14 protein-coding genes are annotated in these 14,118 nt (G+C 34.1%); 8 read left to right on the forward strand and 6 right to left on the reverse strand.

Annotated features, from left to right (window positions below; genetic code table 11):
* Window positions 1-290: 290 nt before the first annotated feature.
* Window positions 291-1,124: a hypothetical protein gene (locus ACN6NE_RS28830; protein ID WP_474328790.1), complete on the reverse strand. Its 834-nt coding sequence runs from the start codon at window positions 1,122-1,124 to the stop codon at window positions 291-293.
* Between the two features lie 1,498 nt (window positions 1,125-2,622).
* On the opposite strand from ACN6NE_RS28830, the gene nikA reads away from it, so the two are divergent.
* The 6 genes from nikA (at window position 2,623) to ACN6NE_RS28860 (ending at window position 8,960) form a co-directional block, all read left to right on the forward strand.
* On the forward strand, window positions 2,623-4,212 hold the full coding sequence (gene nikA / locus ACN6NE_RS28835) for a nickel ABC transporter substrate-binding protein (protein ID WP_474328792.1): 1,590 nt from the start codon (window positions 2,623-2,625) through the stop codon (window positions 4,210-4,212).
* A 4-nt stretch (window positions 4,213-4,216) separates the two neighbouring features.
* Window positions 4,217-5,164, forward strand: coding sequence for a nickel ABC transporter permease (gene nikB / locus ACN6NE_RS28840; protein WP_474328794.1), 948 nt, complete (start codon window positions 4,217-4,219; stop codon window positions 5,162-5,164).
* Window positions 5,161-6,009, forward strand: coding sequence for a nickel transporter permease (nikC, locus tag ACN6NE_RS28845; protein ID WP_474328796.1), 849 nt, complete (start codon window positions 5,161-5,163; stop codon window positions 6,007-6,009). The genes nikB and nikC overlap by 4 nt, the downstream gene beginning before the upstream one ends.
* Entirely contained in the window at window positions 6,006-6,806 is an 801-nt protein-coding gene (locus ACN6NE_RS28850; RefSeq protein ID WP_474328798.1) for an ATP-binding cassette domain-containing protein, read from the forward strand. The genes nikC and ACN6NE_RS28850 overlap by 4 nt, the downstream gene beginning before the upstream one ends.
* The gene (locus ACN6NE_RS28855) at window positions 6,803-7,564 is read left to right on the forward strand and encodes an ABC transporter ATP-binding protein (RefSeq protein WP_474328800.1); all 762 of its coding nucleotides are present in this window, start codon (window positions 6,803-6,805) and stop codon (window positions 7,562-7,564) included. The genes ACN6NE_RS28850 and ACN6NE_RS28855 overlap by 4 nt, the downstream gene beginning before the upstream one ends.
* 214 nt (window positions 7,565-7,778) lie before the next feature.
* A complete protein-coding gene (locus ACN6NE_RS28860; protein ID WP_474328802.1) occupies window positions 7,779-8,960 on the forward strand; it encodes an IS256 family transposase in 1,182 nt (393 codons plus the stop codon).
* Between the two features lie 336 nt (window positions 8,961-9,296).
* Here the strand turns inward: ACN6NE_RS28860 and ACN6NE_RS28865 are convergent, their stop codons facing one another.
* The 4 genes from ACN6NE_RS28865 to rpsN form a co-directional block, all read right to left on the reverse strand.
* Complete coding sequence (locus ACN6NE_RS28865) at window positions 9,297-9,707, reverse strand: Fur family transcriptional regulator (RefSeq protein ID WP_474328804.1); 411 nt, start codon at window positions 9,705-9,707, stop codon at window positions 9,297-9,299.
* Between the two features lie 386 nt (window positions 9,708-10,093).
* A complete protein-coding gene (locus ACN6NE_RS28870; RefSeq protein WP_474328806.1) occupies window positions 10,094-11,083 on the reverse strand; it encodes a CobW family GTP-binding protein in 990 nt (329 codons plus the stop codon).
* A 16-nt stretch (window positions 11,084-11,099) separates the two neighbouring features.
* Window positions 11,100-11,492, reverse strand: coding sequence for a (2Fe-2S) ferredoxin domain-containing protein (locus ACN6NE_RS28875; RefSeq protein WP_474328808.1), 393 nt, complete (start codon window positions 11,490-11,492; stop codon window positions 11,100-11,102).
* Between the two features lie 87 nt (window positions 11,493-11,579).
* Window positions 11,580-11,849 carry a 30S ribosomal protein S14 gene (rpsN, locus tag ACN6NE_RS28880; RefSeq protein ID WP_474328810.1) on the reverse strand — a complete coding sequence of 90 codons (270 nt, stop codon included), beginning with the start codon at window positions 11,847-11,849 and terminating at the stop codon, window positions 11,580-11,582.
* Between the two features lie 361 nt (window positions 11,850-12,210).
* On the opposite strand from rpsN, the gene dcd reads away from it, so the two are divergent.
* Window positions 12,211-12,786: a dCTP deaminase gene (gene dcd, locus ACN6NE_RS28885; RefSeq protein WP_474328812.1), complete on the forward strand. Its 576-nt coding sequence runs from the start codon at window positions 12,211-12,213 to the stop codon at window positions 12,784-12,786.
* 143 nt (window positions 12,787-12,929) lie between these two features.
* Window positions 12,930-13,823, forward strand: a complete 894-nt coding sequence (folE2, locus tag ACN6NE_RS28890; protein WP_474328814.1) for a GTP cyclohydrolase FolE2 — start codon at window positions 12,930-12,932, stop codon at window positions 13,821-13,823.
* Between the two features lie 79 nt (window positions 13,824-13,902).
* Here folE2 and ACN6NE_RS28895 read toward each other — a convergent pair.
* Window positions 13,903-14,118, reverse strand: a 216-nt coding sequence (locus ACN6NE_RS28895; protein WP_474328816.1) for a hypothetical protein, incomplete at its 5' end; no start/stop codon positions are given.

Consider the following 14,118-nt stretch of genomic DNA (forward strand, 5'->3'; position numbering starts at 1 on the left):
GTGTGATGAGGATACGACAGCAAATGGACCTGCAATGGGAGGCTTGAGCCGTATGAGTTGAAAGGCTCACGTACGGTTCTTAGGGGAGTCAGGGGCAGTGATGCCCCTCGCTTACCCGACTTAACTGAACATTCATAGGTTATAGAGTCAAAAGATAGAAGGAACTACTGTTCCTCAACAGTAGTTCCTTGCTGTAATATAAATGTATTTTGGATGATCTAATTTATCTGAAGTAGTTTATACAGAAAGAATGATTGACGAATAACTCACAGAGATAGATTCTTTTTTAGTTATTTACTAACTTCCACTACGAATGGAACTATAAAGACTTTGTTACTGCGCTGAAACTCCCCCCAAACTTTATAGACGCCAGGTGAAGTGAATGTTGTATGGAACATAGCATTAGATCCTTTTACCCTTTCATCCATCGGGTGTACGTGCAGATATTTTGTTGCGTCTTGATTTAGAATGACAACGTGTCCTACAGCTCCAAGGTATGGTTGTAAATCCTGAATAGGCTGTTGGGTTTGAGCGTCTTCAAAATGAAAATTTAGCATAGTTTCCTGATTCGCTTTTAGCTGGCTATCTATTTTAAGAGACACTTGATTACCATTAACAGTTTTTACTAATTTCTTATCAGGTGTAAGGCTAACAGGGGCTGGTGTATTTCCTTTAACAGAAACCGTATGCATTTGAACTGTATCCGATTGTCCTTTCGGTATAAAATCAGCAATTAACTGAAATGATCCTCCCTGAGTAAACGTAACAGGTACTGTGAACACACCTTTTCCCTTATAAGTAGGATGGATGTGTTGATATTTTGACAAATCTTTGCTTGCAACAATCAGATGCATTTTCTTTTCGTGATTTACCTCAAATTCGGAAATAGGCTTCCCTTTATTATCTTTGATTGTGATTGTTAACTGATTGGTTGTATTAGCCTGAGGATAATGTTCAAACTTCCAATCGGTTTGTACTGCAACTTGTTGTTTTTCTTTTGAAGAATCGTTATGGTCCATGTTTGCCATGTCGTGTTTCATCTGCTTATGTTCAGAATCCTTATTACATGCTACCAAAGCAACCATAGTTAAGAGAGATACCAAGACAAATAGTAACTTTTTCATATATACACCCTTTCCTTGTAATAAGTACTGCTGTCCACTATTTATATCAAATAGATGTGGAGAAACTGTGCAGACCTATCCATACTCAAACACAGGATTAAGTAATTACCGATGAGTAACATTATGGTAACTACAGATGTATACCATATACAGGCTGAAAACAGAAAAAACCTATCTCTTCCCAGACAAAAGAGGTAGGTTTTTTCGTGACGTAATTCGAAGTTAGTCATGATGATTTTATACATCTTGAGTAGTTTGTTCAAACTTCAAATAAAAATTCTTCATTTAATTCCTATATTTTATATATATTAATTTCAAGGAAAGGAGAGATTTGTAATTTTTTATTATGAAGTAATTTGTATATGTTGTAGAAGGAAATTTAGAGTATATGAAGGTACATTGAAATATAAACAAGTTAAAGAGAATATGAAAGGGAAATATACTTGTGAGGAATGTGGTCATAACATACGTTTAGAAGCTATAAAAAATTTTTTTAATAGGTAAATACATTTTTTAAGCTTAACTAAATAATTTTTCAAAAGCCTTTGTAAATTATAAAGTCTTTTTTATTTCCTATAATGTGTTTCGTGACCTGTTGAGTAAATATTAAAGTACTTCGTTTATTATTAAAGTTTTACTATTTACTCTTAGTGACGACAAATAAGGTATTTATCTATTTGTACATATAAGAGATAAAGTTTTATAATATATGATAAAAAATGAAAGGTACAATATTGTTTTATATAAATGTAATTTAATCTTATTAAGAAGAGTAATGGTTAACATATTTTACAAAAAATAGTGTTAACTATTACATACGTTGTAGAATAATGCTTTATTTGTCGTCATCTAGAGTAAATAGTAAAACTATATTTTTTATAAGTATGTTTATTCATTTACTTCTTTATATAAAATAAGTGAATATTATATCTCTAAATAAAATAACCTTACCGAAAACATATAAACACTAAATACTTTATAAATTTTATACTTTGTTGTTATAAATATAAAAATCTCTTAAAAGAAAAGTGGATAATAGATTAATGCATGATAAGGAAGTTAATTTGGCACTTATTATCGTTTGGAGTAAATGAAGTTATTATTTTACTTAAATACAAAGATCATTTGAATAATTACTAAAAGAGAATAAACAAGAGTTACTAAGAGTTAAAAAAGCATATAAAGAAATGTCATGAAATTATAAAGCTACCTTAACACAGTTAGCTTTATTTTCTTTTTATTGAACTGGTTAATTCGAGTAAGAGAAGTCTCTTCCTCAAACCGTAATGATTACAATTCAATGGTGCTATTTTCCTTCTCATAATGTAACTATAAGCTTTCCTTCTATTTGGGTACGAAGATGGATGCAAACTTATCATATCCTTAAAAAATAACAAGTTAAAGATATAATCTATAAAATTATTAATGTTGTCAAATCGTAATGATTACGATAGAATATAAAACGTAATTATTTCGTATTAGGAGGAATATACTTAAAATGGTTGAAAATAGAGACTTTTATAGGATTTATAATACTTTTCATAAGTACATAAGAAATAATTTTCTTAAAATGGGCTTTTTAGTAATATTTGCAGGTTTATTAAGTGCCTGTGAGGCCTCAACAACAGAAACTAAAACCCAGGGAGAAGGGAAACACGTTCATTTTCTCTATAATTTCTCTACTAATTCTCTTGATCCACATGTAGATTCAAGTTATGTTCCATTAAGAGCAGGACTAACAGAAACGCTAGTTCGATTAGATGAAGAAAACTTAACCATCAAACCATGGTTGGCTGAAAGCTGGGAGGGCGAAGATGGTCAACACTGGACGATTAAACTTAGGGAGGACGTTACATTTCACAATGGAACGAAAATGGATGCTGAAGCAGTTAAAGCCTCTTTGGAACGTGCACTTAAAGAGAGTGTTGCTGTAAAAAATGCACTGAAAATTGACAATATTCAAGCAGATGGGTACTCCTTAAACATTACAAATACTGAACCCTTTCCAGAGTTTATATCCGAACTTGTAAACCCTAATGTTTCAATTATTGATGTAACAGAGGGCAATATTATTAATAAACCTGTAGGTACAGGACCTTTCGCACTAAAAAGTTTCACTCCTGGAAGCAAACTAGAATTAAAACGTTATGACGATTATTGGGATGGAGCTTCAAAGCTTGATTCTGTAACTTTCTCATTTAATGAGGACGCAAACGCTCGTTCACTTGCCTTAAAGTCTGGCCAGGTAGATATTGTTTATCGTCCAGAGGTAGAAAGTCTGGAAACATTAAAGGCAATGAATAATATCAAAGTTGAGTCCACAGCAACTTTTCGTGTACATCAAATGACTATGAATATGCAACGTAAAAGTTTACAAGATGCTAATGTACGAAGAGCTGTAGATGCGTTAATTGACCGTGAGAAAATTGTGGATACTATCCTGCTTGGGCATGCTGAAGCTGCTCAAGGTCCGTTTCTTCCTTCTCTTCCATTTGCTCCAAAGTATGAAAATAGTCAAGTGGAAAAAGGTGCAGACGTAGCTATAAAACATTTAGAGAAAGCTGGGTATAAGCTTAAAAATGGAAAAATGAAAAAAAATGGGGAACCACTTAAATTTACCTTACTAACATATTCATCAAGAGCTGATTTACCATTAATTGCTCAAGTTTTTCAGTCAGATGCTAAAAAAATTGGAATTGATGTTGAGATAAGACAAATCGACATCCCAGAGGAATATATGGCATCAAACCGTGATTGGGACTTGGCTACTTATAGTAATTTGACAGCTCCTCGTGGGGATGCAGGGTATTATTTAAATGCCACTTACCATCCAACTGGTGCTCTGAATTTTAGTGGTGCAAGTGATCCAAAATTGACAGCTATCATTGATAAACTGAATAAAACAGTCAATCAAGAGGAACGAGCTATACTATCAGAGCAGGCAGCTGATTACATAAATGAAAATGTAATCAATTCATTTGTTTTACATCCTTCAACGATCGTTGCCTACAATGAACATAAGGTTAAGAACTGGGTAACTACCCGTAGTGAATATTACATGATTACAAATCAATTGGATGTGAAGTAGGTAGATGGTTCAAATTATTGTCCGGAAATTTCTTGAAGTATTTATTTTTATGTTGTTTATTACCTTTGTAAGCTTTTTATTTATTAGGCTGGCGCCTGGGGATCCTGTGTTGACTATTCTGAATGTGGATGAACTGTCTGTTAGTCAAGAACAGGTAGAAATGCTGAGAGAAGAAATGGGATTTAACAAGCCTTTACTCGTTCAATACGGGTACTGGCTTCTTAATTTTATTCAACTTGATTTCGGTCAGTCGTATGTTACTGGTCAACCTGTAATAGAAATGATTTTAACTGGTCTTCCTGCCACGGTTGAATTAACAATTGGGTCACTGATAGTTATGTTGGCAGTATCAGTTCCATTAGGTTCCTTATCGGCACTGTATCGGGATAGCTGGATTGATCAGATTAGTAGAATACTATCAATTATTGGAGCAGCTATCCCTAGTTTTTGGTTAGGCCTCATTTTTATCGATTTACTTAGCGTACGTTTTAGTTGGTTTCCAACGATGGGGAGAGATGGACTACCCTCGTTAATTTTACCATCGCTTACACTTGGTTTAGCTATTTCTAGTGTATATGTTCGTTTGCTTCGTTCAAGCTTACTCGATTCTCTAGGGCAGGAATTTATTCGTTCAGCAAAAGCTCGTGGTCTGTCAGATCAACGAATCTTTTTAGTCCATGCATTTCGACATAGTCTCCCTCCAGTTATTACTGTGTTTGGGGTAAGTTTGGGAAGCTTAATTGGCGGTGTAGTGGTGATTGAAGTTCTATTTGCATATCCTGGCATAGGAAAGCTTGTAGTCGATGCGATACGCCAACGAGATTATCCACTCATACAAGGATATATTTTAATTATGTCTGTTGTAGTTTTTATTGTTAATACATGTGTTGATTTATCTTATCGATATTTAAATCCGGAAATGAAATTAAAAGAAACGGAGAGCAATAGATGAAGGTTCTTTCTATGCATTTGTTTAATGAAAAAAAGCAGGTCTGGCAAGGGATAATTGGATTGCTATCCATTACCTTTGTAATTTTAGTCTCTATTTATACTTTTTACTATTTAAAGTATGATCCTACATTAACAAATCTTGATGGACGTCTTCTAGAAGGGAGCATTCAGCACCCACTTGGTACGGATCACCTTGGTAGAGACGTTTTGACTAGGCTATTGTTGGGGGGGATTCAGACAATTGGGTACAGTTCTCTAGCGCTAATTGTTGCCCTCATTGTTGGAATTCCCTTTGGTCTTATTTCAGGGTATAAACGTGGGCTGGTTGATCGGATATTTATGAGAATTGCCGATGGATTTTTAGCTTTCCCTGATACAATTGTTGCAATTGTTTTAAGTGGTTTACTTGGACCTGGAATAGGCAATCTTGTCCTTGCCATTGTGTTGGTAAAGTGGGTCAGTTATGCTCGTCTAGTTCGGAGCACAGTATTATCAGAATCCCAAAAGGATTATGTGTTGGTTGCAAAAACCAACGGACTATCTTCGTCTAAAATTATGCGAAAACATTTATTTCCACATATTGTAGGGAACGTTCTTGTCTTGGCAAGTCTTGATTTAGGTAAAATTATTCTTCTCATTTCCTCTCTATCGTATATAGGGCTAGGAGCACAACCGCCAACTCCTGAATGGGGAGCAATGTTAAACGAATCACGTCCCTATTTTGAGTCAAAACCTGAATTAATGGTATACCCTGGTTTAGCAATTGTAGTCGTAGTACTACTGACTAACATGTTGGGAGACTATTTACGTGATCATTTTGATGTAAAAAAGGAGATACGAAAATGATTTTATCGATTGAGCAAATATCTGTTAGCAGTAGAGAAAAGAAAATTGTAGATAACGTGTCCCTTTCGATTCGTAAAGGTGAATGGTATGCTCTTGTGGGGCAAAGTGGAAGTGGAAAAAGTCTATTATCCCAGTCAATTGGACAACTTCTTCACCCTAATTTACAGATAGAAGGAAAGATTTTTTTCAATGGGGAGAATTTGCTTGAATTATCACCAAAGCAAATGCGAACAATACGTGGTCAAAAAATTTCTTATATTTTTCAAGATTATCAAGGTTCTTTTACACCGTTTCGTACCATTTCTCAACATTTTGAGGAATACCAGAAAAATCATGGGATTCATGATCCAAAAACTCGCCAGTTAAATGTAAAGAAAGAACTTGAAGCTGTTGGGCTAGACGAAACACTATACCATCGATATCCCTTTCAATTAAGTGGTGGACAACTTCAACGTGTTTCCATTGCATTGGCACTTTTACTATCTCCAGACTTATTAATTGCAGATGAAATAACAACTGCGCTTGATAGCGTCTCTGGACATAGAATTTTGGAATTACTGGCCAAACGTCAAAAAGAAAAGGGCTGTACTATATTATTTATTACTCATGATTGGCGACATGTTAAGCGATATGCGACTCGCTTAGCAGTGATGAAGGAAGGTAAAATTATTGAATCAGGCAATAAACATCGTATACTTGATCATCCAAGGCACGAGTATACCAAGCAATTAATTCAAGCAGCTCCTACACTTGGACGTGGTCTTCCTTCAGGTTTACTGGAGGTTGAAAACAAATGAATTTACTTACTGTACATGAGTTGAAAAAATCATATCAGGCTAAGAAAACCATTCTCGATAACATCTCATTTGAACTGAACAAGGGAGAATGCCTAGGTCTTGTCGGCGAAAGTGGTTGTGGTAAGAGTACATTAGCTCGCTGTCTGCTACGAATTGAATCTATTGATAGTGGATCAATTTATTTTAAAGAACAGGCAATTGAACAGCTTAATGATCGACAGTTACATCCTTATCGTAGAAAGATTCAAATTGTGCTGCAAAACCCTTTAGCGTCTTTAAATCCGAAACTTAAAATAAAAGATTCACTTATCGATCCTTACACTCAATTTAAGAAGGAACTTAATCTTATGCATTTTTCATATACTTCAAAGGATGCATTTATAAAGCAGCTGCTGGAAGTTGTTGAGTTACCATCTAACTTAGCAAATCGATATCCTCACGAGCTAAGTGGAGGGCAGCGACAACGTGTAACAATTGCTCGTGCTATTAGTATTGAACCTGAATTTATTGTTTTAGATGAACCCACATCAAGTCTTGATGTTATTTCTCAAGGAGCAGTACTTACTTTATTAACAGAGCTTCGTAAAACATTAAATCTTTCATATTTATTTATTTCACATGACCTTGCTGCTGTCAAAGAAATGAGTCAACGGATTATGGTTATGAAAGATGGAAAACTTGTCGATCAATTCTACACCGAACAATTATTTAATGAAGAAAGACATGTATATACAAAAGAGCTCATTTCAATTTTTTGATCAATTATATCTATCAGTAGTTATAGTACTGTTATATTATGACTACTAATTGTTAATAACAAGTTTATATTATCTAGTTCATAGTAACTTACAATGAACAGAATAGAAATGGGAGAGCGTAAAATATCTTGTGTAAATGAATAAATACAAAAAGGAAGACCTTTTCTTGTAGAATTAAGTCACCACAACCAATTCAAAGAAAGAAGGTCTTCCTATGAATCAGTTTACAACAGATCTTGTTCAAGCTCTAGTCCAAAAAGAAGATGTGACGGAAATTTTCCGTTCTCACTTAGAACGTGCGGTTAATACGCTCTTAGCGAGCGAATTGACAGCTTTTTTGGACTACGAAAAATATGATCGTATTGGATTTAATACGGGGAATTCACGAAATGGTTCTTACGAACGAACGCTGCTTACAGAGTTTGGAGAACTTCATCTCGTTATTCCTCGTGATCGGAATGGCGACTTTAAGCAACAGACGGTGGCTCCTTATAAACGAGCCAATGATACGCTTGAAGCGTTTGTCATTCATATGTTCCAAAAGGGTGTAACGACAGCTGAAATTGCGCATTTAATTGAGCGCATGTATGGTCATCACTACACGCCTCAAACCATTTCAAATATGACAAAAGTGATGTCTGAACAGGTAGAAGCCTTCCGAAATCGAAACTTGTGCGCACGTTATGCGTGCGTTTATTTGGACGCTACATACATTGCCTTGAAACGAGATACGGTGTCAAAAGAGGCTGTCTATATTGCCGTTGGCATTCGCGAAGACGGTTCAAAAGAAGTACTTGGTTATACAATCGCCCCTAACGAATCCGCCTTTGTCTGGAAAGAACTTTTAGAAGACATCAAATCTCGTGGCGTAGAAGAGATTCTGTTGTTTATTTCCGACGGGTTAAAAGGTATCTCAGACAGTGTTTTCGCTGTCTATCCAGCTTCTTCTTATCAAACATGCTGCGTCCACCTTTCACGTACGATTGCTCATAAAGTTCGTGTATCCGACCGAGCTGAAATCTGTGAAGACTTCAAATCTGTGTACCGTGCAGAAAGCCTAGAAATGGGCCAACAGGCCCTGCATTCGTTTGTTGAAAAGTGGAAGTCTAAGTATCCGAAAGTGACAAAGCCATTGCTCAATAACCCTTATTTGTTCACATTTTATAGCTTTCCTAAGTCTATTTGGCGTAGTATTTATTCTACCAATCTCATTGAGTCGTTTAATAAACAAATCAAGAAATATAGTAAACGTAAGGAACAATTCCCTAACGAAGAGTCACTTGAACGCTTCCTCGTTTCACAGTTTGATCAGTATAATCAGCGCTTTGCCACAAGATGTCATATTGGTTTTGATCAAGCTCGAGCAGAGCTACAAATGATGTTTAAAACAAACTAGTGGATAACATCTATAAGAAGAGGAAATTCGTATTTACACAAAATTATTGACGGTCCCAGAAATTGGCTTTAAGATAGACAATTAATGAGATATAAGAACTCTCTACAGTTATGAATAATATGATAATATCTAAAAAAATAGTAGATGACTTGCGATTAGAGGATGCAATTAGTTCAAGAGATATTCATAAATTTTCTGCAAGATATAATTGTGCTTTTATGCCCTGGCAAGCTTTCGAGAAATTATTTAAAACCAGGGGGGAATAATAAACTACTTAAAAAAAGGCTGTCAATGATTTGACAGCCTTTTTTTAAGTAATTTAAATAATTATTTACATCAGGAACAACTTGGACACAAACCATAGACCTCGAATTTATGGCTTTTAATCGAACAATCATTTAAAGAGGATTGAACTATCCCCATGGGACAAAAATTAAGAGGTTTTGTCGTTCTACATTCTGTGCAAATGAACATATGTTGATGGTCAAGATTATTTTTTAAACTAAATAATCTTTTACCATTAAGAGTCGTAGATTTTAATAAACCAATAGCTACAAATAATGAAAGGTTCCGGTAAATAGTATCGAGACTTATATGCCTGTTATCTTTCTTTAGATAATTCATCATTGTATTAACTGAAATTAATTTATTCTTATGCTGACAGAAATATGATAATAACAAAGTTCTTTGAGGGGTACATTTATACCCATTTTCTTGTAAGTAAGTTATATATTTTTCCTTAATCATAGATATCGCCCTTCAAAAACTAATTACTAAATATGGATAGTAACAATTACGTTTTACTACAGGTAATATAGATAAATTGTAGATGAAAATGAAAAAAATAATTGTCTAAAAAAAGTTTATCATGAAGAGGCGTTAATTATTTTCAACTATTAGCGCCTCATTTACCCACTTATAATTGTTAGACATTTTATTAATTTTACCTAGGCCTGGAAAGGGGGGAAGTGAGTTGCATGTATTAGTGCATCTATTTACAAGCCACGTGGCAGTCTATTTTTCAAAAAAAGTTATAATCATGGTTCCGCCAGTAAGTTTCATACTCGATAAAGCTAAGAAAGTACATCCTTAACGAGTATGAAATTGTATAATACCTCTAGTCCATATATTCTTTAATTAGCTATACAATTTTTAAATTGTATAGCTAATTCCTCTTTATTTAAATCTTTACCGATAAAGACCAACTCAGTTATTTTTCTCTCACTTTCTTTCCACCTACGATCAGATCTGCCGGAAAAGAGCATATGAAGTCCCTGAAATACAATTCGTTCTTTCATACCTTTAATATAAAGAACTCCTTTATATCTTAGGAGATCTTCTCCTTTCTCTTGGACAAGATAACTCATCCAATGATTAACCTTATCTAAATCAAGTGGTTTTTCTTCTTTAAAAGCAATAGATGATACTTTATCGTCATGGTGATGGTGATGATGTTCTTCTAAGAAATGAGGATCAATTTCAATCTTTCGGTCTACATCAAATGTGTGAATTCCTAAAATTTCATTCAAATCTATACTGCAATTTTGAGCGTACAAGCGTTTAGCTGTAGGGTTCATTTGATTAATTCTTTGTTCTAATGAATTTAAATCGTCACTCGATATCAAGTCAGTCTTATTTAAAATGATGACATCGCCAAATGCAATTTGTTCCTGTGCCTCATCATGGCCATCTAGATGCTTAGTCACATGCTTGCTATCTACTACGGTTACAATACTATCCACTTCAAATTTTTCAGATAGTAATTCATCCATAAAAAATGTCTGGGCAACTGGTGCTGGATCTGCTAAACCTGTTGTTTCGATTAAAATACGGTTAAATTTCACTTTACCTTGTTCCATTGATAAGTTAAGTGTTTTTAAAATTCGGATTAAATCCCCACGCACTGTACAACAGATGCAGCCATTGTTCATTTCTAAAATTTCTTCATCTGCATCTATTACTAACTGATTATCTATTCCAATCTCTCCATACTCATTTACGATAACAGCAATCTTCTGATTATGTTTTTCTGTCAATATTCGATTTAATAGAGTGGTTTTTCCAGCTCCTAGATAGCCTGTTAGAATAGTGACAGGAATCTTATTTGGTTTCATTAATACCATTGTTACATTCCTCTATTTAATATTTTTTTGATACTTTCATTACTTTTTCTTTCTCTTTGGAGTTCCCAGTTACAATTCCCTCAGTCCTCCGAAAGCCTTCATTACTAAATAAATGACTTACTTTTCCCGTTTCATCTTTTCCATTCATAAGGGAATCAATAAATATTTTGGTGTCCTCCGGTTTTAAATCTTTGTACCACATTCCGTTAGGATACGCGACAACTACACACTTATCATGACACCGCCCATTACATCGCGTACGAGTTGTATGTATGAATTCATCTAGATCCTGATCCGAAATCTCCTTCCGGATAGCTTGAGTTAATTCCTCTGCTCCAAATTGATTGCAACTACTTCCGTTACAAATGAGCACGTGATGTTTAGTTTGGCTCAAATCCCATGTTGCCATATTCATTCCTCCTATAAAACAATAGTAATGATTACGATTTAAATTTGATTATTACTCTCTTGTTTCTTTATATTTCTTGAACCTCATTTACCAGCTAGATTTTTTGATTCCTGGAATTTGACCCTTATGTGCTAATTCTCTAAAAGCAATTCTAGACATCTTAAATTTTCTTAAATATCCTCTAGGTCTTCCTGTTAGTTCACACCGATTGTGTAGACGAGTTGGTGCTGAGTCCCTTGGTAGCTTTCGAAGAGCTTCATAGTCACCTTTTTCTTTTAATTCTCTTCGTAATTCAGCATATTTTTTGACTAGTTCTTGACGCTTCTTTTCTTTTACTACTTTAGATTTTTTTGCCAATAGAATACATCCTCTCTTTAAGTTGCTTGTTTTGGTTAATTAAAAGATATATATTATTTTTTAAATCGTAATAATTACTATTTATACTTTGTTATAATATCCTACTTGTGATTCAAATGCAAATAACAAAGAGACCTAGTTAATACATTCTAAAGAAACAAGGGGAAAAATATAGTTGACTTTTAGAAGATATTTTTTTAGCATTACATTAAACGTAATGATTACGATTTATTTTCAAGAAATGTACTCTTGTTCATATGAAAAACGATTCTGTTATTTATATGAACAAGAGTATCCAGAAAATAGGATTAGTTTAATTAACTAAGCTAAAGAAAATTTTTATTTAGGAGGAAAAGACATTGTGATTTTAACTGGCAAGACGATTTTAGAGAAATTGGAAGTTCAACAATTGGATATTAAACCCATTGTTAACTCACAAATACAACCAGCTTCTATTGATTTACGATTAGGAACGCATTTTCTTACGATTAATGAGCACATTACTTCCATGATTTCATTCGATAAACCGGCAGAATATAGAGAGATTAATCAGGACGTTATTATGATTCCGCCTCACTCCTTTATTTTAGGTACCACTATGGAGTATATAAAATTACCAAATAATCTAACTGCTTTTGTAGAAGGAAGAAGTTCTATAGGGAGGTTAGGGCTATTTATTCAAAACGCTGGATGGGTAGATCCTGGGTTTGAAGGTCATATCACGTTAGAGCTTTACAATGCTAACCATGTACCTATTCAGTTGAAAGCTGGAAGGCGCATATGTCAGCTAGTATTAGCTTCCTTAGATAATGAAGCTACCCCTTATCTAGGAAAATACTGTGGTCAACACGGAGCAACTGAGAGTAGGATCTACCTTGACGAAGAAACGAAATTTTCAAAGTTAAACAATGAAAAGGAGTTTAAACAGTTTGATTAGATTTACTCTCTAAATCTTGGACGTATCGATATTGTTAATATAAAAAAGGAATGGGATCTTTATAATAATTATTTTATCTTTAATAAAGTTATTTAAGATTATAAATTTTATTAATAGCAATAACATGTTGATAGGATGAGAAGATGATTATTAAACTGCCTTCTAAAGAAAAACGACATAAATTATTTGGCTCTGTGCCACCAGGTGCAAAAATTAAACCCACTACAAAAGATGGGATGAAAGATTTACAAAATCAAAAAAACAAATTTTTATTTGACATAAATCAAGTAGGAATTAGCAACATAAAACAACCTGTTAATATACATAGTTCATTATCTCCAAATCAACAAACGACTATAGCGACATTTACCTTAACTTCTAGCCTTCCTTATGATAGAAAAGGAGCAAATATGAGTCGTTTTGTAGAGCAGTTAGAACGGTATAGACGTCAAGGGTTCATATTAGATTTTTCTACTCTTCACGATTTTGTAAAAACGTTATCAGAAAGACTAGAACAAAAGGAAACTCAACTTCAAGTAGAGTTTCCATGGTTTTATGAACGTAAAGGTCCCTCTTCAGATTTAACCGGACTGAACCATACGCAAGCAAAAATGAGACTTAATTATACTCAAGAACATGGATTTCAAGACGAAGTTAGTCTAACTTGTGGAATTACAACATTATGTCCTTGTTCAAAAGAAATCAGTGAATATAGTGCTCATAATCAGCGTGGGTACGTAACAATGAATGCTCAACTTGCTCCAGATTACAGTGATGATATAGATTGGAAGCAAGTTTTATTACATGCCGCAGAATCAAATGCCAGTGCGTATATTCATTCTATATTAAAAAGACCAGATGAAAAAATTGTAACAGAACAAGCATATGAAAATCCTCGATTTGTAGAAGATATAGTACGTCTTGTAGCTGCAGATTTATATGAAATAGAGTGGATTAAAGGATTTGATGTAGAATGTAGGAATGTGGAATCTATACATTTACATGATGCAATAGCTTTACTTAGCATCAAGAAATAATAATAAAATCTTTATAAAAATAAAGAAAGAAGAAGGTTAGAACGTACATTTTTCTAGCCTTCTTCTTTTTCTGCATGAATTAATAATTTAGGTTGTTTCTCAAATATAATTTAATTAATTGCTTTCCTATTAAGCTGTAATAATTTAATTCAAAAAAGTATACGTTTGTAGTTAAGTCGGGTAAGTTAGGGGCATCACTGCCCCTTTCTCCCCTAAGAACCGTGCAAGTCCCTTTCAAGACACATCGGCTCAAGCCTCCCATTGTAGGTCCATTTGCTGTCGTATCCTCATCACA

This window comes from Priestia sp. 53B2 (genome assembly GCF_056099005.1).

What these genes read in the sequence shown, in the direction of transcription:
- ACN6NE_RS28865 (WP_474328804.1), bottom strand. Translation starts at nt 9,707, where the DNA reads ATGATTAAGGAAAAATATATAACTTACTTACAAGAAAATGGGTATAAA.
- ACN6NE_RS28850 (WP_474328798.1), top strand. Translation starts at nt 6,006, where the DNA reads ATGATTTTATCGATTGAGCAAATATCTGTTAGCAGTAGAGAAAAGAAA.
- nikA (WP_474328792.1), top strand. Translation starts at nt 2,623, where the DNA reads ATGGTTGAAAATAGAGACTTTTATAGGATTTATAATACTTTTCATAAG.
- nikB (WP_474328794.1), top strand. Translation starts at nt 4,217, where the DNA reads ATGGTTCAAATTATTGTCCGGAAATTTCTTGAAGTATTTATTTTTATG.
- folE2 (WP_474328814.1), top strand. Translation starts at nt 12,930, where the DNA reads ATGATTATTAAACTGCCTTCTAAAGAAAAACGACATAAATTATTTGGC.
- ACN6NE_RS28855 (WP_474328800.1), top strand. Translation starts at nt 6,803, where the DNA reads ATGAATTTACTTACTGTACATGAGTTGAAAAAATCATATCAGGCTAAG.
- ACN6NE_RS28860 (WP_474328802.1), top strand. Translation starts at nt 7,779, where the DNA reads ATGAATCAGTTTACAACAGATCTTGTTCAAGCTCTAGTCCAAAAAGAA.
- ACN6NE_RS28870 (WP_474328806.1), bottom strand. Translation starts at nt 11,083, where the DNA reads ATGGTATTAATGAAACCAAATAAGATTCCTGTCACTATTCTAACAGGC.
- ACN6NE_RS28875 (WP_474328808.1), bottom strand. Translation starts at nt 11,492, where the DNA reads ATGGCAACATGGGATTTGAGCCAAACTAAACATCACGTGCTCATTTGT.
- ACN6NE_RS28830 (WP_474328790.1), bottom strand. Translation starts at nt 1,124, where the DNA reads ATGAAAAAGTTACTATTTGTCTTGGTATCTCTCTTAACTATGGTTGCT.
- nikC (WP_474328796.1), top strand. Translation starts at nt 5,161, where the DNA reads ATGAAGGTTCTTTCTATGCATTTGTTTAATGAAAAAAAGCAGGTCTGG.